General features: G+C 38.6%; 14 protein-coding genes. 5 read left to right on the forward strand and 9 right to left on the reverse strand.

Annotated features, from left to right (window positions below; genetic code table 11):
- Positions 1 to 38: 38 nt before the first annotated feature.
- The 3 genes from MHB58_RS13415 to MHB58_RS13425 all read right to left on the reverse strand — a co-directional run bounded on the left by MHB58_RS13415 (position 39) and on the right by MHB58_RS13425 (position 4,978).
- Positions 39 to 3,224: a DEAD/DEAH box helicase gene (locus MHB58_RS13415; protein ID WP_340735408.1), complete on the reverse strand. Its 3,186-nt coding sequence runs from the start codon at positions 3,222 to 3,224 to the stop codon at positions 39 to 41.
- A 174-nt stretch (positions 3,225 to 3,398) separates the two neighbouring features.
- Positions 3,399 to 4,442, reverse strand: coding sequence for an acyl-CoA dehydrogenase family protein (locus MHB58_RS13420; RefSeq protein ID WP_340735409.1), 1,044 nt, complete (start codon positions 4,440 to 4,442; stop codon positions 3,399 to 3,401).
- A gap of 20 nt (positions 4,443 to 4,462) precedes the next feature.
- Positions 4,463 to 4,978 carry a DUF4242 domain-containing protein gene (locus MHB58_RS13425; protein ID WP_008405145.1) on the reverse strand — a complete coding sequence of 172 codons (516 nt, stop codon included), beginning with the start codon at positions 4,976 to 4,978 and terminating at the stop codon, positions 4,463 to 4,465.
- Positions 4,979 to 5,139: 161 nt separating this feature from the next.
- Here MHB58_RS13425 and MHB58_RS13430 point away from each other — a divergent pair, with 161 nt between their 5' ends.
- Positions 5,140 to 5,568 carry a winged helix-turn-helix transcriptional regulator gene (locus MHB58_RS13430; protein ID WP_008405144.1) on the forward strand — a complete coding sequence of 143 codons (429 nt, stop codon included), beginning with the start codon at positions 5,140 to 5,142 and terminating at the stop codon, positions 5,566 to 5,568.
- Positions 5,569 to 5,583: 15 nt separating this feature from the next.
- On the opposite strand, the gene MHB58_RS13435 is transcribed toward MHB58_RS13430, so the two are convergent.
- From MHB58_RS13435 to MHB58_RS13445, 3 genes are read right to left on the reverse strand one after another with little or no spacing between them, the layout of a single operon-like run.
- Complete coding sequence (locus tag MHB58_RS13435; RefSeq protein WP_340735410.1) at positions 5,584 to 6,345, reverse strand: ABC transporter permease; 762 nt, start codon at positions 6,343 to 6,345, stop codon at positions 5,584 to 5,586.
- 19 nt (positions 6,346 to 6,364) lie between these two features.
- Entirely contained in the window at positions 6,365 to 7,306 is a 942-nt protein-coding gene (locus MHB58_RS13440; protein ID WP_340735411.1) for an ABC transporter substrate-binding protein, read from the reverse strand.
- 11 nt (positions 7,307 to 7,317) lie between these two features.
- Positions 7,318 to 8,094, reverse strand: coding sequence for an ABC transporter ATP-binding protein (locus tag MHB58_RS13445; RefSeq protein WP_340735412.1), 777 nt, complete (start codon positions 8,092 to 8,094; stop codon positions 7,318 to 7,320).
- A 206-nt stretch (positions 8,095 to 8,300) separates the two neighbouring features.
- On the opposite strand from MHB58_RS13445, the gene MHB58_RS13450 reads away from it, so the two are divergent.
- Entirely contained in the window at positions 8,301 to 8,864 is a 564-nt protein-coding gene (locus tag MHB58_RS13450) for a GNAT family N-acetyltransferase (RefSeq protein ID WP_087615888.1), read from the forward strand.
- A gap of 35 nt (positions 8,865 to 8,899) precedes the next feature.
- Here the strand turns inward: MHB58_RS13450 and MHB58_RS13455 are convergent, their stop codons facing one another.
- A complete protein-coding gene (locus MHB58_RS13455) occupies positions 8,900 to 10,693 on the reverse strand; it encodes a carbon starvation CstA family protein (protein WP_340735413.1) in 1,794 nt (597 codons plus the stop codon).
- A gap of 367 nt (positions 10,694 to 11,060) precedes the next feature.
- Here MHB58_RS13455 and MHB58_RS13460 point away from each other — a divergent pair, with 367 nt between their 5' ends.
- Both MHB58_RS13460 and MHB58_RS13465 read left to right on the forward strand, forming a co-directional pair.
- Positions 11,061 to 11,351 (forward strand): KGG domain-containing protein, encoded by a 291-nt coding sequence (locus MHB58_RS13460; protein ID WP_340735414.1) that lies wholly within the window; start codon positions 11,061 to 11,063, stop codon positions 11,349 to 11,351.
- Between the two features lie 284 nt (positions 11,352 to 11,635).
- Positions 11,636 to 12,187: an integrase gene (locus MHB58_RS13465; RefSeq protein ID WP_340735415.1), complete on the forward strand. Its 552-nt coding sequence runs from the start codon at positions 11,636 to 11,638 to the stop codon at positions 12,185 to 12,187.
- Between the two features lie 104 nt (positions 12,188 to 12,291).
- Here the strand turns inward: MHB58_RS13465 and MHB58_RS13470 are convergent, their stop codons facing one another.
- Positions 12,292 to 13,956: a ribonuclease J gene (locus tag MHB58_RS13470; protein WP_340735416.1), complete on the reverse strand. Its 1,665-nt coding sequence runs from the start codon at positions 13,954 to 13,956 to the stop codon at positions 12,292 to 12,294.
- A 163-nt stretch (positions 13,957 to 14,119) separates the two neighbouring features.
- On the opposite strand from MHB58_RS13470, the gene MHB58_RS13475 reads away from it, so the two are divergent.
- Positions 14,120 to 14,803 carry a TraR/DksA C4-type zinc finger protein gene (locus MHB58_RS13475; RefSeq protein WP_087615883.1) on the forward strand — a complete coding sequence of 228 codons (684 nt, stop codon included), beginning with the start codon at positions 14,120 to 14,122 and terminating at the stop codon, positions 14,801 to 14,803.
- A 52-nt stretch (positions 14,804 to 14,855) separates the two neighbouring features.
- On the opposite strand, the gene MHB58_RS13480 is transcribed toward MHB58_RS13475, so the two are convergent.
- Entirely contained in the window at positions 14,856 to 15,947 is a 1,092-nt protein-coding gene (locus MHB58_RS13480; RefSeq protein WP_087615882.1) for an NAD(P)-dependent alcohol dehydrogenase, read from the reverse strand.
- Positions 15,948 to 15,955: the final 8 nt, after the last annotated feature.

A 15,955-nucleotide genomic window follows, 5' to 3' on the forward strand; every position in this document is an offset into this window, starting at 1 on the left:
AGGTTATGAGGAGCGCAAAAATGGCCCTCATAACCTTTTTAGATCATTAAAATTTCCCGGATATCCTGTTCGGTTAACGTTCCCTTCGACGATTCATCGCCGTCCAATATATCCGAAATAAGCATTTTCTTCTTCTGCTGTAGTTCACTCATTTTTTCCTCGATTGTACCATTTGCAATGAGTTTAATCACTTGTACAACTTCCTTTTGCCCCATACGATGGGCACGGTCGGCCGCTTGTTCCTCTACTGCCGGATTCCACCATAAATCATATAAAATGACGGTATCTGCGCCTGTTAAATTCAGTCCTGTGCCGCCTGCTTTCAAAGAAATCAAAAACATATCCCGCTCGCCATCATTAAAAGAGTTGCATAGTGCAATACGCTCTTCTGAAGGGGTTTGTCCATCAAGATAAAAATATTGTTCCCCGCGCTTGGAAAGTTCTGTCGCAATCATTTTCAGCATTTGCGTAAACTGTGAAAATATTAATACCCGGCGGCCAGATACCTTCGATTGTTCCAATAGTCGGAACAGCTGTTCAAACTTGGCGGAACTCCCTTTATACCCTTCGACAAACAGTGCCGGATGACAGCAGATTTGACGCAGTCTCGTAATTCCGGCCAAAATACGAATTCGGTTTTTATGGAACGTTTCTTTATCCAGATGCTTCATTGTATCGACACGCAGTTTTGCCAAATAGGCTGCATATAACGCTTTTTGCTCCGGTAACAGTTCGGCTTTTTCAATCATTTCCTCTTTTTGAGGCAATTCACCCAGTACATGTTCTTTCATTCGGCGAAGGAGAAACGGCCGTACTCTGCGTGCAATATCTTTCCGCTGCATATGGCGGAACTCCTCTAGCTCGCGGAACAGCTGCGGAAAGATGACACGGTATATCGACCATAATTCCGATAATGAGTTTTCAATCGGTGTTCCTGTTAAACCAAAGCGATTTGTCGCACTGATTCTTTTTACTGTTCTAGCCGTCTGTGTAACCGGATTTTTAAATGCCTGCGCTTCATCAAAAAATACCGTATGGAAATGCTGACGTTCATAAAATGCACTATCTTTACGTAATAACGGATAGGTCGTAATGATAACATCATGTTCTTCCATTGTACGAAGCAAATGAAGCCGCTCGGATACTTCCCCATCAATGACAATTGCTTCGACTTCAGGGGCAAATTGCATGAACTCATACAGCCAATTGTATGAAAGCGAGGATGGACAGACGATCAGAACCGGCTGTTTATTTGCACGGATGATCGGCAATTCAGCTACGATAAAAGCAATACTTTGTACTGTTTTACCAAGTCCCATATCATCTGCAAGCACACCACCGAATCCATAATTCGAAAGCAATTTTAACCAGTTAAAACCATGTTTCTGGTAATCCCGAAGAATCGGTTCCAAGCTTTCCGGAACTTCAAATTTCAATGTTTCAGGATGTAATAACTGCCCTGTAAACTGTTTAAACGATTTTTCCGCTTCAAATATTTCACTTTGTTCAAACTGCTCCAAAAACGGTAGACTATCCAATATTGGCATATTAAACGTTAATTCATATTCATCATCCTGAGCCGGAATTGCTCTAAGAAAGCGCTGAATTTCTTCAATTTCCTTAGTCTCCAGCGAAAGCAATGCCCCATCTTGCAAACGATAATATTTTTGCTTCACTTTGATGGCCGCTAAAATTTCTTTAATTTGCTTATTCGTAACCCCATCCATTTCAAATTTAAATTCAAGCCAATTTGTCCGTTCCTTTTGAACGTTCACCCGGATTTTCGGAAAGTTATTTTCTTTTGCTATCCGCAGTTTGACAGAATTTGTTGCATAAATTTTAGCGAGTTTTGTGAGTTTCGGAAGCTGGTGATATAAAAACTCGTATTCAAGCTCTTCATTTTGCATATAGTAGCCGCCATCCGTTTTTGTAAAACCGCTTCCATCCATCAACGCTAAAACCGCCGCTTCCTTTTCGATATCACGGATGATGAACACATCGTCAGAAAGCTGTTCATCCAATGGTTGAATGACAAATTGCCCGTATTGAAATTCCACCCCTGCAAGGAAGCGGTTTTTCACACGGTCTAAATAAATGTTTGCGACTAATGGCGTTTCCATCTGTTTTGCTGAAAGCTCTGGAGCCATTTCAACAATACCTATTTTTTTCAATTTAGGTATCACCTGTTCCCGGAAGTAATCCCAGTGTGAATGCTCAATCGTTAATAAGGTTTGTTGCTGAAGCATCTGCTTTAATTCGAAAAGCTGTTTCATACTATCTTCACTCATTTGCGTCATTTCCCCATCAAATAGCACTACCCGGTAATTAGGAAGCAAGCAAGCTCGTTTAATTCCTTCTATATAAAGCTGATAATCTTTCCCCTTTGCTTTAATGAAAAAACGAAGTGCTGTAGGTTGTGTTTGTAGCTTTACATCGCTATAGCTTTCATTTTGATACAATAACGAAACATTTTCCGTATTCGATATCAATGTAGCTAGAAGAAACCAAGATGAGGGTGGAATGATCAGCAGATGCTGCTCCTGATTTTGTACAGGCGTGTCACTATAAAGTGTATCATCTTCTACAATTTTAATTAGGAGCTGTAAAATGGCATCATGCTGTTCCTCAAAGCAGAACTGTTCAAAATTATAGGTGATATTTTGAGATATCCGATATGGCTTTTTATTTTTTATATGTGATAAAAATTCGCGAATTGATAAAATCTGTTCTCCATTAATCTGGAGTTGTATACTAAAAAACGGGTCTTGTTCTGAAAGTTGAACAGGCGTTAATAAAAACTGCACTTCTAATATTTCCCGTTTTTCAAAATGACTTTGCTGTCTTGTTGTTTGTATTGTCTCCTGTTTAAAAATAGAAAGAAAGCTGTTTTCAGAAATTAAATTTCCAACGTTTTCATCAACTTGCATCGATTGAGCTTTATTTTTATTGTTATTAAAAATAGCGATAAGTACTGCCGCAACATGTTGACAGCTTTTACTGAAATTACCCAATGTCGGACAGCTGCAAGTTGTATTAAATTGACCTGTTCCCTCTTTTTCTACCCGGACAACGAATTGTTCCGTACTGTTTACAACCGCTTCCCCATACACATCTGTATATTGCAGGAAATTAACTTTCCCTGTTTGATAAAAAGTTTGTCCTTTTTTAAAAGAAACGGTTCCGCATAGATTTTTTATTTGTTTTTCTGAAATTTTTATATCCATGCCGATCCCCCTTTTTCTATTTAATCCATTTTCTCATGTCCCCCATTGAATTACTAGCTTGAAGCGAATATGAAAAAACCAGAAAAAGATTTAACGATATGAGGTGAGTAGCGGTGTTGGAGTTAAAAGAGGAATATATGAAAAGGGGGCTAATTGGTTAGCCCCCTTTTAAACTCAAGCAAAAGATGATTTAATTTTTTCCAGATGTCGGACTGTTGGCGTCAAGTTGGCAAAGAAGTATGCTTCACGCAATTTGCGGGATGGAACACTTCCCGCAACATAGCCGGCTGCTCCATTGTGAATCATATTCGCCTGTACTGCAGCTAATGTATCGTGCACTGCTTGGAGACGTGTGTTTACAATTCCCTTCAATGTCAAATTTGCTGCCAAGTTGTTCAACTCTGCATTTATTCTTTCATATTGGTCTCGCAGTTCGTTTGCCTGGACTTTTAAGTATTCATTGCAACCGTTTTGCTTCGCTTTTACTTTTTCAATACCTTCGACTGCAGCGGCAATTACACCTGCACCAAGCGGAACTTGATAATAAATAAACGTTGGGCGGATAATATCGCAAAATGCTTTTGCATCCTCGGAAATGACTAAGTCTTTTGAAATTACGACATGATCAAATTTACAGGAATATGTCGCGCTGCCATTCACTCCAAGGAAACCAAGTCGTTCATTCATTTCAAGACCTTCGATATCAGTTGGTACAAGCACCAAAACTTCACGACTATCGACTGTCGCAACTGCACCAAAATAATGACGGTTCCCCAAGTTGGATACAGCTGGCAACGTTCCATTAATGACATAGCCTTCTTCTGTCTCTTCTGCCTTCAGATGGAGTTTTTCTAATCCGGAATAGTACTTCATCGCATTTGATAATCCTGTTGCACCAAGCTTTACGCCGCTTTCCAGTTCCGGTAATATCGTTTGCTTTAAATACTTATTGTCACTATTACGTAAATAAGTTAATGCGGCTAAATGGCACCAAACACAAAACGCTGTTGTCATACAAACCTTTGCCGTTTCACGAACAACTGCTGCCTCATCCTGTAATAGCGTCGATTGCTCCTTATTTGCCGATTGAAAGAAACCAGCCTCACTTAGCGCTAAAATATAATCTTCTGCATAATGTGCCTGCTCATCGACCTTCTTCACTACGGGCTTCAGTTTTTCATCGATGATTCGTTGTAACAATTCTTTGTTCAATGCCATTGTCCCCGCATCCTTTCCTTTTAGTCTGCCAATTCCGTTAATGATGTGATCGGTGTTTGTACTGCTTCTCGTGCACGTTTTACAGCCGCTTCGTCTGGTGCATCATAGAAACATAAACATTTTGTCATATCTTCACATACATACGTACGAGAGAATTTTACATCTGGAACTTCTTCGTATTTTACCGAATTTTTCTTTTTACGCTCTAAATATTTTTCCATCGTAATTTCTGCAGGAATTTCCCATTCTACTAAGTAGTTTACTTGCTCGCCGCCCGCTTTTACTTCATCAAGTTCTTTACCGATTAAACGGACTTCCTTTACTAGATCAATTGCAACACCTTGAGTTTGTAACGCTGTTTTTGCCGCTTCCTCATCTGCTGCTTCAATAATGAAATAACCACGTGAAAAGTCTTTCGCCACTTGTACTTCGATAACTCCAACACCTTCTGTACCATGCACTTTTTCGACTAATGCCGAAAATGCTTCTTTTGAAGAAACCTCATTAATTGTTGATTCTACTAAATATAAACTCATTGTATTTTCCTCCTAATAGTAAATGTTAAATTATTCTATATTCAAATAGGCGTTCTTTAGAGCGCACTATGAATACCCATTTCAATAGTTCTTATAGGTTAAAAAAATTAACTCGCATTGCATAAAATTAATGTTTATACTTGTATCAAGGAGGCGAAAACATGAAAACACGTTATGACTTACCCTGTAACATTGCACAAACATTAAATATTTTGGGAGATCGTTGGACGCTTCTCATTATTCACGAACTGCTTATCGGCGAAACCAACTTTAATGATATTAAGCTCAAGCTTCCAGGTTTATCAGCGAATATTCTGTCAAATAGGTTAAAAGAATTGGAAGAAGCACAGATCGTTCAAAGCGAGCTATATTCCGCCCATCCCCCACGCTACCGTTATACATTAACCGAAAAAGGGACAGCCCTTGAGCATGTATTCAACTCCATGATTATATGGGGTGCTGATCATCTGGAAACCTGTTATAAAGAAATCGTCGGGCCTGATGAACAGCGTGTAGAAGTCGGTTATTATTCTACTGAAACAGGCAAACGCGTCGACACGATTCATATACGGCCATTAAAAACTGTCTAAACTCATTAGGCAGTTTTATTTGGCCCCTCCCCAAATGCGGTTTACCCAACTTTCAAAATAATGAATGCCTTTGTCGAGTAAAAGACCAAGTACCCCAATTACAACAATGCATGCCATAACTAAATCTAGACTTAAGGAATTTCGTGCATCTACAATTAAAAATCCTAAACCCGATTGCGCTCCGACCATTTCCCCCGCGACGAGGAAAATCCACGCTGAACCTAATGCCATATGCAGCCCATTGGCGATCATTGGAAATGATGCCGGCAATATAATTTTCCGCATTGTCTCAAAAGTGCTCATTTCAAAATTTGATGCGATTCGTAAATACGTTTTATCAACTTTTTTTACCGATGATACCGTTGACAATAACACCGGGAAAAAGGCAGCGATAAAAATAATAACGATCGCCGGCATATTGCCAATGCCGAACCATAGAACGATAAACGGTGACCACGCAATCGGCGAAACCGGTCGCAATACTTGAACTACCGGGTCGAGCACTTTCCAGACTGCCGGTAACCTTCCTAAAATAAGCCCTAACAAAATTGCTGCAACGACAGCGATCAGATAACCTGTGAAAAATCGAAATAAACTAATTTGTATATGTGCAAACAGCGAACCATCGGAAATGATCGCCAGTAATGCTTCCCCCACTTTTAAAGGCGGAGGGAAAAGTGCCGACTGGTGCCCACCTATCATAATTGCAGCTTGCCATACGAGAAGTAATAATAGAAAGCCAAGTGTAATCGGGGACAATTTCTTCACTATCGCCATAATATCCCTCCATCCTCTACTAATTTACAAAGCTAGCATCAACAAAATCTTCATAGGAAGGAGGGTTTTCGGATAATCCCATCTCCAGTAATGCATCACGTAAAATCTTATAGCTGTCTTGTTCAATGCGTAAATTATCGTAGGAAATCCAATCTAATGAAATATCCAATACATTTTTTTCAACTGTTAAATATTGCCCAACGACTTCATGCATATGATCGTCTTTCCCTTGTGCAAGCTCTCCGCCTGCTACATAGTCATCGACAAATTTCCCTGCCAATTCTTTATTATCTTTAATAAACTGACCGCGCAATACTAAGCCGCAATCAATTGAATCTTGCCAAATTTCTTCTGACTGATAAAGCACTTTTCCGTTTTCCAATGCAACAGAAATCGCACCAAACGGCTCCGCTACTACATAACCAGCAATACGCCCTTCCGCTAAAGCAGCAGGCATTTCCGCTGGCGGCAATTCGATAACATCCACTTCATCGTAAGCAATGCCATGCTTTTTCAGCATTTCATACAACAAAATATTGTGTGTTGAAAACCGGCTTGGAATTGCAAAAGATTTTCCTTTCAGTTCTTCCACGGATTTTATATCCTTACCTCCGATTAATACATTGCCATCACGATGACCAAGTGCGACTGCTTTTAGGTCAATGCCTTTTTCCTTTGCATTCATCGCTAATTGGATTAATACAGATGCCCCATCAATTGCACCAGTATTCAGTGCATCCATCAGCTCAGGCCAAGAACCGAATTTCACTAGCTCTAAATTATAATCTTCATATTTTGCATCATTTTGCATATATAACGGAACCGCGTGCGTAATCGGTAAATACCCGATTTTAATCGTTGGCTTTTCACCGTCACCTGTAGTACTTCCTGTTTCGTTCGTCCCGCACGCCGTCAACAATACGACGAACAGCAGTGTCATCATTAACGCTACTTTTTTCATCTACTATCCTCCTAAATGTTAAATTCGATTGCTGCTTTATCATGAGTAAATTGGAATTCATTAAAAATAATTTCGCGGTAATGTTGAAAATCTGCATCAGCACGATTGCGGTCCTTTGGCAACTTCAGTACAACTTCTTTATGAATTTCACCTGGATTAGGCTTCATAATAAGAATGCGATCTGCTAAATAAATTGCTTCATCAATATCGTGAGTTACTAATACAATTGTCATTTTCTCGCGTTGCTGGATTTGTTTTAATTCATCCTGTAAATAATAGCGTGTAAATGTATCAAGCGCTCCAAACGGTTCATCCATTAAAATAACTTCCGGTTGAATGGCCAGCGCACGGGCAATTGCGACCCGTTGCTGCATACCGCCTGAAAGTTCGCTAGGCAGTGCATTAGCACGGTCTTCCAAACCGACCATCTGTAAATAATGGGCCGCTCTTTTTGTAATGTCAGCATTCGATAAATTCGAATTTTCAATACCGAGCTCCACATTTTTCCGAACAGAGCGCCATGGCAACAGCCCGTAATTTTGCATAAGCATAATACAGCGCTTACTAGGTTTTGTAACGGCAGTCCCATCAAGCAGGATCTGTCCTTGATCAATCGTTTCAAAGCCACCGATGCAATTTAGCAATGTACTTTTACCACAACCGCTTTTCCCAAGAATGGCAATGACTTCACCATGATTTATATTAAAAGAAACATCTTTTAAAACTGTCGGACCTTTTTCTCCATACGACTTTGAAACTTCTTTAATTTCAATCTTAACTGTCGACAACTAGTTTTCACCCCAATACCGATTATTCAACTTGGTTTTATATTATATGAGTTATATTATTATACTTACTTAAATAAAACAACCTTATTTTTTAATTTATTTTTATTTTCTAAAAAATAATCGGATATTTTTTGAATATAATGTAAAATGAAACAATGTACCATACGCAGGTTTGGCACGTTTCATCGGAAAGTGAGGTTATATGAATGAAAAAAGTAACATTAATTCCACAAGCACTTCGTTATGCACCAGAAATTCATCGTTTATCGCAGGCGCCCGAAGTAAAGAATGCACTCGGACTTCCGACACAATCTGTGGAAGATACGGAAAACTTTATTATTAATACTATAATGGAGGAATCAGAAGGGAAAACTATTTCCCGTTTAATTTTGAATGAAGAGGACCAATTGATCGGAATTACAACATTGATGTTTATCGATCAGTCCAATAAACAATGCCATATCGGAAGCTGGATTGCAGTGGATTATTGGGGCCAAGGCTATAATCTGGCTTCCAAAATCGAACTTTTGAAAATAGCATTTGAATATTTACATCTTGAAGTAGTATTTGCCGGTGCACGTACAGTCAATTTGCGTTCTCAAAAAGCGCAGGAAAAACTTCCTTTCATATCTTTAAATGTCGAACAGCAATTTCCTGAAGAACATTTGCTGCTGGAAAAGAGGCAAAAGCAGCCGTGTATTTTAAACGCTGTTTTTAAGGACAATTTTCTAAACTATTTATACTCAACACAAAAAGAACGGAAAATTTAGAGGTTACTCTAATTTTCCGTTCTTTTTTAATTGTTTTAGTTAGCAGTAGCTTGTTTTGTAAAACGTGGATGTGCCCATAGTTCACGCCATTTTATGACTGATGTAATAACAATGATCAATCCTAGTGTCAGCATAATAATCGATAAAATACCGTTTAAAATATTGTAGCCACCAGCCATATCGTTCCAGTAAACATTTTTCACCATCCAGAATCCTGCTACGTTTACCGTAATATATAAATATACTAACGGAATAAAGCAAGTTAAAGCATAAATACGCTTATCCGCTACTTTTAATACGAATGTTACACCGCATACTAGACCAATGGAGGCCATTAACTGGTTGGACACACCGAATAATGCCCATACAGAAGCAATATCCCCTGAATTTAATAAGTATCCCCACATGATACAGGCCAATGCACTTGCCCCAATTGCGCCTGGGAGCCAATCCGTCTTTTTAAGCGGCTTATAAACATTTCCTAAAAAGTCTTGAATTAAGTAACGAGCTGTACGTGTACCTGCGTCAATTGCAGTTAAAATAAATACAGCTTCAAACATAATAACAAATTGATAGAAATAAGCGGTTAAATGGCTAAACCATTCTACCCCAGAGAAAATGGATGCCATACCGACTGCAAGTGTCACTGCACCACCAGTACGCCCCTCCAGATCCATACCAATTGCTTCTGACAGCACCGGTAAATCGACAACCGTCATTCCCAATTTTGCGAATGCTTCAGGTGATGAGTTAATCGCAAAGTAATCTGCCGGATGCAGTACAGTTGCAGCGATCAGTGCCATTACTCCAACGACACATTCTACGAGCATAGCACCAAAACCAACTACGCGAATATCATCCCAACGGTTTAACATTTTCGGCGTAGTACCTGATCCTACAAATGCATGGAAACCGGAAATAGCTCCACAAGCAATTGTAATCGAAACGAATGGCCATACAGGACCTGCAACGATCGGACCGCCTCCTAGGAAGTCAGGAATAAACGCAGGGAATTGAATTGTAGGGTTAATAATAAACACCCCAATGATTAAAGCAATAAATACCCCTATCTTCATGAAACTGCTCAAATAATCACGTGGTGCAAGTAAGAACCAAACTGGCAATGCAGCCGCAAAGAACGCATAAATCGGCAATAGAATCGATAAAGTTTCACGATCTAATGTTAATACATCGCCTAGCCAAGTACCTTGAATAGACGGTCCGTAGAAAACGGCCCCAACGAGAAGGATGACCCCAAGTATTGTTGAAATCTTTAAGTTTCCTGTGAATTTATTGATCAGACCCATGAGCATCGCAATCGGAATCGTTGCTGCAACTGCAAATGTTCCCCAAGGGTTTTCTGCTAAAGCTCCTAAAATAACCATTGATAAACCGGCCATTGTAATTGTAATGATGAACAGCATCGCTAATCCTGTACAAAAACCAGCGACAGGCCCAAGCTCTTCACGCATAACTTCCGATAATGACTTGCCGCCTTTTGTCATCGAAGCAAATAATACAACTGCATCGTGTACGGCACCCCCAATAACAGCACCAATTAATAACCAAAGATAACCCGGTAAATAACCAAATTGCGCGGCTAAAATTGGTCCAACTAACGGTCCTGCTGCGGCAATTGCTGCAAAGTGATGCCCAAAGGCTACCCAACGATTTGTTGGCACATAGTCTTGCCCGTCATTTTTTTCATTTGCAGGTGTAGGTGTATCTTCGTTAATCTTTAATACTTTCTTTGTAAAGAAAATTCCGTAAAAACGATAGGCAATTACTAAAATACAGATTGCCCCAATTACTAATGTGATCGCATTCATTTAACTTTCCCCCTATGTATCTCTCTTATGTTGTAATATAACAATATCAAATTTCATAACTGTTGTACTACAATTTTTAAAATTGACTGAAAATTATGCATAATAGCTATTTTATCATACCAAACTACAGAAATTGTAAAAATTATCGAAATAGTTTAAATAAAATACCCTTACAATGCTTTACACGCCTATGTCATTTGAAATACTTCTATTTTATGATGAACCTCTTCTTCAGATTCTAATAACTTTACATCATTTTTTTGTAATATAAATGAAATATAATTTATGTTTAATATAACGAGAGATGGGAATTTAACTAGTAAGCTTAGCAATAAGCTAAAAAATTTTCACTAGGAGGATGTAAGAAATGGCTAATAACAACAAACGTAATCAGAATCAGAATGACGGACAAATGACGGTTCAAGAAGCGGGTCGTAAAGGCGGAGAAGCTACATCTAATAACCATGGTAGAGAATTTTATGAAGAAATCGGCCGTAAAGGCGGAGAAGCTAGCAGCGGAAACAACCAAGGCGGTAATAACAACAATAACAACAACAGCGGCGGCAAAATGAGCCGTGAAGAAGCTGGCCGCAAAGGCGGAGAAGCTAGCCGTAAAAACAATAATAGTAACAATAATAACAACAAAAATAACTCATAATGATTTAATTAACCTTGAAGATAGGTTGATTCTTGATGTAAATATTAATTATTTACATTAATAATGGGTGTTTGCCATTTAGAAGAATGGCGAACATCCTTTTTTGTATGGATTTTTCCCGTATTATCCAAAATCCCCCTCGAACAGTATACATATCCAAACAAATTACTTGAAAATATTATATAACAATTATATATTATTTTATGCTTGCTTAAATTAAAGCGAGCATTTTATTGTGCTTTCTTATTTATTTTATATATATAGAAAAGGAAATGAGCGTATACATGAACCAATATACAAACGAATTTTTATATAAATTAATTTGTTCCACTATACAAGCAACCGGCCTCCCGATAATGTTGGAGGAGGATCATACCGGAGTAAATATGAGCTATAATTTTATAACAAATGTTGTTAGTTTTGATGCAAACCGTTTAGTGGAAGCAGCTGCCGAATTATCAAGCATTCCATTTGATCAATATGTAAAAACCATTACACTTCATGAACTAGGTCATGCTATTGACCGCCCTGCACTAGATGCTTCTTTAACTAGAACCCTCGATTATTTTGATATGAGAGATCAATATTCTACTAAAGAAATTTTTAAAAATCCTGATTTATTAGGCATGATAATAGAAGAACATCAAATGAACATTGCCTTTGAAGAAACAGCATGGGCTAATGCTGCAATCCTAAATCAAAAATTACAAATCATTGATCAAAATACATTTGAAATGATAAAAAATCATAGTCTTTCCACATATATTAAAAATTATGAAGAAGATTTGGCAGCTTACAAACAGCTACTGGAACAAACAGAGCTTCAGCCTGCTTAATTTTAGTGAGCCCAAACAAAAAATGACTGAAATGCATGTAATAAAATAACGATCTTGAAAGCGAATATTTCCTTTCAAGATCGTTTTTCTGTAATAATTTAACTTTATATTTCAATTATTATCGGCAAAATCATTGGCTTTTTCATTTTTAATGTAAAGATATATTGATCTACCGCGTGTTTAATCGCTTTTTTCATAGCAAACGGATTGGATTCTTTAAAGTTTTCGACAGCTGCTTGAGCAATTTCGTTAATATCATTTATTAATCCTTCTGATTCTCTCGCATAGACGAATCCGCGAGAAATACTGTCAGGACCAGATATAATGGACCCATCGAATTTACTGATCGTGACGACAATCACAAGCATCCCATCTTCGGATAGTTGCTTCCGATCTCGCAATACAATTTCACCGACTTCATCGCTTCCAGTACCATCCACGTACGTATCTCCTGCCGGAATAGCACGTGTTTGCCGCGCTTCCCCGCCTTTAATGTCAACAATTTCACCATTTTTAAGGATAAATGTATGCCCTTTTTCAACACCAACCGCTTCTGCGAGTGAACGATGAATATGAAGCATGCGGTATTCTCCATGAATGGGAATAAAATATTTTGGCTTCATGAGTGTCAGCATCATTTTTAAATCTTCTTGATAGCCATGACCCGATACGTGCATACCGGTAATGCTTGAATTTCCGTATACTACTTTTGCGCCAAGCTGAAACAAATTATCAACAATTTTTGAAACATCTTTTTCATTTCCAGGTATTGGTGAAGCTGCGAAAATAACCGTATCGCCTTGCACAACTTTAACATCCCGATTACGGCCAGTTGAGAGTCGGGAAAGCGCAGCTAATGGCTCCCCTTGGCTTCCTGTACATAATATTACTGCCCGTTCCGGCGGTAACTCTTTTAATTCTCTTGGCTCGATAAGCATCCAGCCTGGAATATCCAAGTTGCCCAGTCGCATCGCAACCGACGTAACATTGACCATGCTGCGACCTAGAAGAACAATTTTCCGATTCGTCTTTTTTGCTGCTTCGACGATTTGCTGAATGCGATTTACATTGGATGCAAAAGTAGAAATGAAGATTTTTCCGGTCGCTTTTTGAAATTCCTCATCCAAATGACCTCCAATTACTTGCTCGGATGGTGTAAATCCGGGACGTTCGGCGTTTGTACTTTCGGATATGAGGGCGAGCACCCCTTCTGTACCGAGTGCTGCCATTTTATGAATATCTGATGGTTGATCATTAACGGGTGTGAAATCAAATTTAAAGTCACCTGTATGAATGACTTTCCCTTCAGGCGTATGAAAAACAATCCCTAAACAGTCGGGGATACTATGACTTGTCTTAAAGAAAGTGAGCGATAGTTGGTCAAAATTAATTTTCGACTCTGCATTAATCTCAATTAATTCTGTATTACGGAGCAATTTGTGCTCCTTTAGTTTCAGCTCAATTAACCCAAGGGTAAATCTGGATGCATAAATTGGCATATTAATTTTTCTCAACAAATATGGAATTCCGCCAATATGATCTTCATGTCCATGCGTTACAACTAAAGCTTTGATTTTATGTTTATTTTCTTCCAAATAGCTTAAATCCGGGATTATCAAATCGACACCTAATAAACTCTGATCCGCAAATTTCCCGCCACAATCAACGATAACTAATTCTTGTCCATATTCAATGACATACATATTTTTTCCGATTTCATTAATGCCGCCTAATGCGAAAATGGATAGTGTATTTTCAGTATTTTGCAACTTCGACTCCTCCTATAGGATGGATATTTTTATGTGTACATAAAATTTCGCCTTATTTATTAGTATTTCTAATTTAAAAAGAAACTATACGAAAGCAGTTCACGATGTTTTGAAATAATTCATCGTATTTCGCCCATACTAAAAATGAAAGGAATTGATTATGATGCTAAGTGAAAAACAACTTACTAAATTAAAACGACTGCTCATCGAACAAAAAAGAGAATTAATTGGTGATGTCAACACAAATGAAAATGAACTTATTGCACGTGCCAGTTTAAGGGACTCTACAGATGAGCTCTCTACTATTGACAATCATCCCGCGGATTTAGCGACCGAATTATATGACCGTGAAAAAGATATGGCATTAAAAGTGCATAGTGATGACTTATTGGGCCAAATTGAAGCAGCATTTGATCGGATGAATGACGGTACATATGGAGTTTGTGCAAAATGCCAAACAGAAATTCCATATGATCGACTGCAAGCAATTCCGTATACGGCTTTTTGTATTGAGCATAGTGATGCAAAAACTCCTGCGGCAGATCGTCCGGTTGAAGAACAATTGCTCCATCCGGCTGTCGACAACTCCTTTTCAAATAGGGAAAAGGATGATGAGCTTCAAGATAACGAAGATTCCTTCCAAATCGTCGCACAGTATGGAAATTCCGATACACCAGCAGATTTTGAAGGAGATTTCGATCACTACAACGATTTATACAAAGATAAAGATGATGAAGATATGTATTCTGCACTGGAAATATTGCATGTTTCCAAGGACGATTTTCTGCAGGGGCAAATTTCCAAAGAATATGCAGACGAAGCACGAAAACACGATTATTTGGATTGACTGCAATATAATCAAAAAGCCGAGAATGTCTATATTCTCGGCTTTAGTCAATTTATTTCGCGATTTTTAAAATTGGCTTAATAGTAGTCCCATTTTTAGAGTCTTTAAAAGCTTCATTAATTTGTTCGAATTCATAAAATTTTACGAGTCGGTCAAACGGGAATTTACCATCTTTATAATAGTTGACTAATTCCGGAATAAATACACGAGGTACCGAATCTCCTTCGATGACTCCCATCATTGTTTTTCCTTCCGCCATAATATCGTTATGGACATCGATTGTCATCTCAGGTGTCACCCCTACAATCGCACAAGTACCTAATGGACGTAATGCATTAAGGGATTGCTTCACAACTGGTGGCACACCTGTCGTTTCAACTGCATAGTTTGAACCGCCGTTTGTAATCTTTTTAACCTCGGCAACGACATCAACATTCCGTCCATTTAAAACATGTGTTGCCCCGAGTTCTTTAGCAAATTCCAATCGGGAATCATGGACGTCAACGGCAATAATTTGTTTACATCCTACAATTTTTGCTGCCATCAACGCAGACAAACCAACAGCACCGCATCCGTATATGACAATTGTAGAACCAAATTGTGGTCGAAGTCGATTTAATACTGTCCCGGCACCTGTTTGAATACCACAGCCCAGAGGACCAAGCAACGCTAAATCAACATCCTTATCTACTTTTACAACATTTCGCTCATGCGCAATTGCATATGTTCCGAATGAAGACTGACCGAAAAATGTTGCTAATTCAGCACCATCTTTTGATAGACGTGTTGTGTAATCATCCTGAACGCCGCCAAAGTTGAGTGGGTTAAACGTATCACATACTGTTGGATGACCTGTTAAACAATTTGGACACGTCCCGCAATGTGCAAACGATATGACAACATGATCACCCTTTTCTAAACTTGTTACACCTTCTCCCACTTCTTCTACAATTCCAGATCCTTCATGTCCAAGAACAGCTGGAAGCGGAGCAATTGCTAAATCTCGTGCTACCGCGTCTGTATGACAAACACCTGTTGCTACAATTTTAATCAACACTTCATTTGCTTTTGGGGATGCTAGTTCTACTTCCTGCAAGACAAAATCTTTTCCTTGTGCTTCAGTTACAGCTGCAGTAATTTTCATTTCAATGT

This window comes from Solibacillus sp. FSL K6-1554, from assembly GCF_038005185.1.
GTDB classification, from domain to species: domain Bacteria; phylum Bacillota; class Bacilli; order Bacillales_A; family Planococcaceae; genus Solibacillus; species Solibacillus silvestris.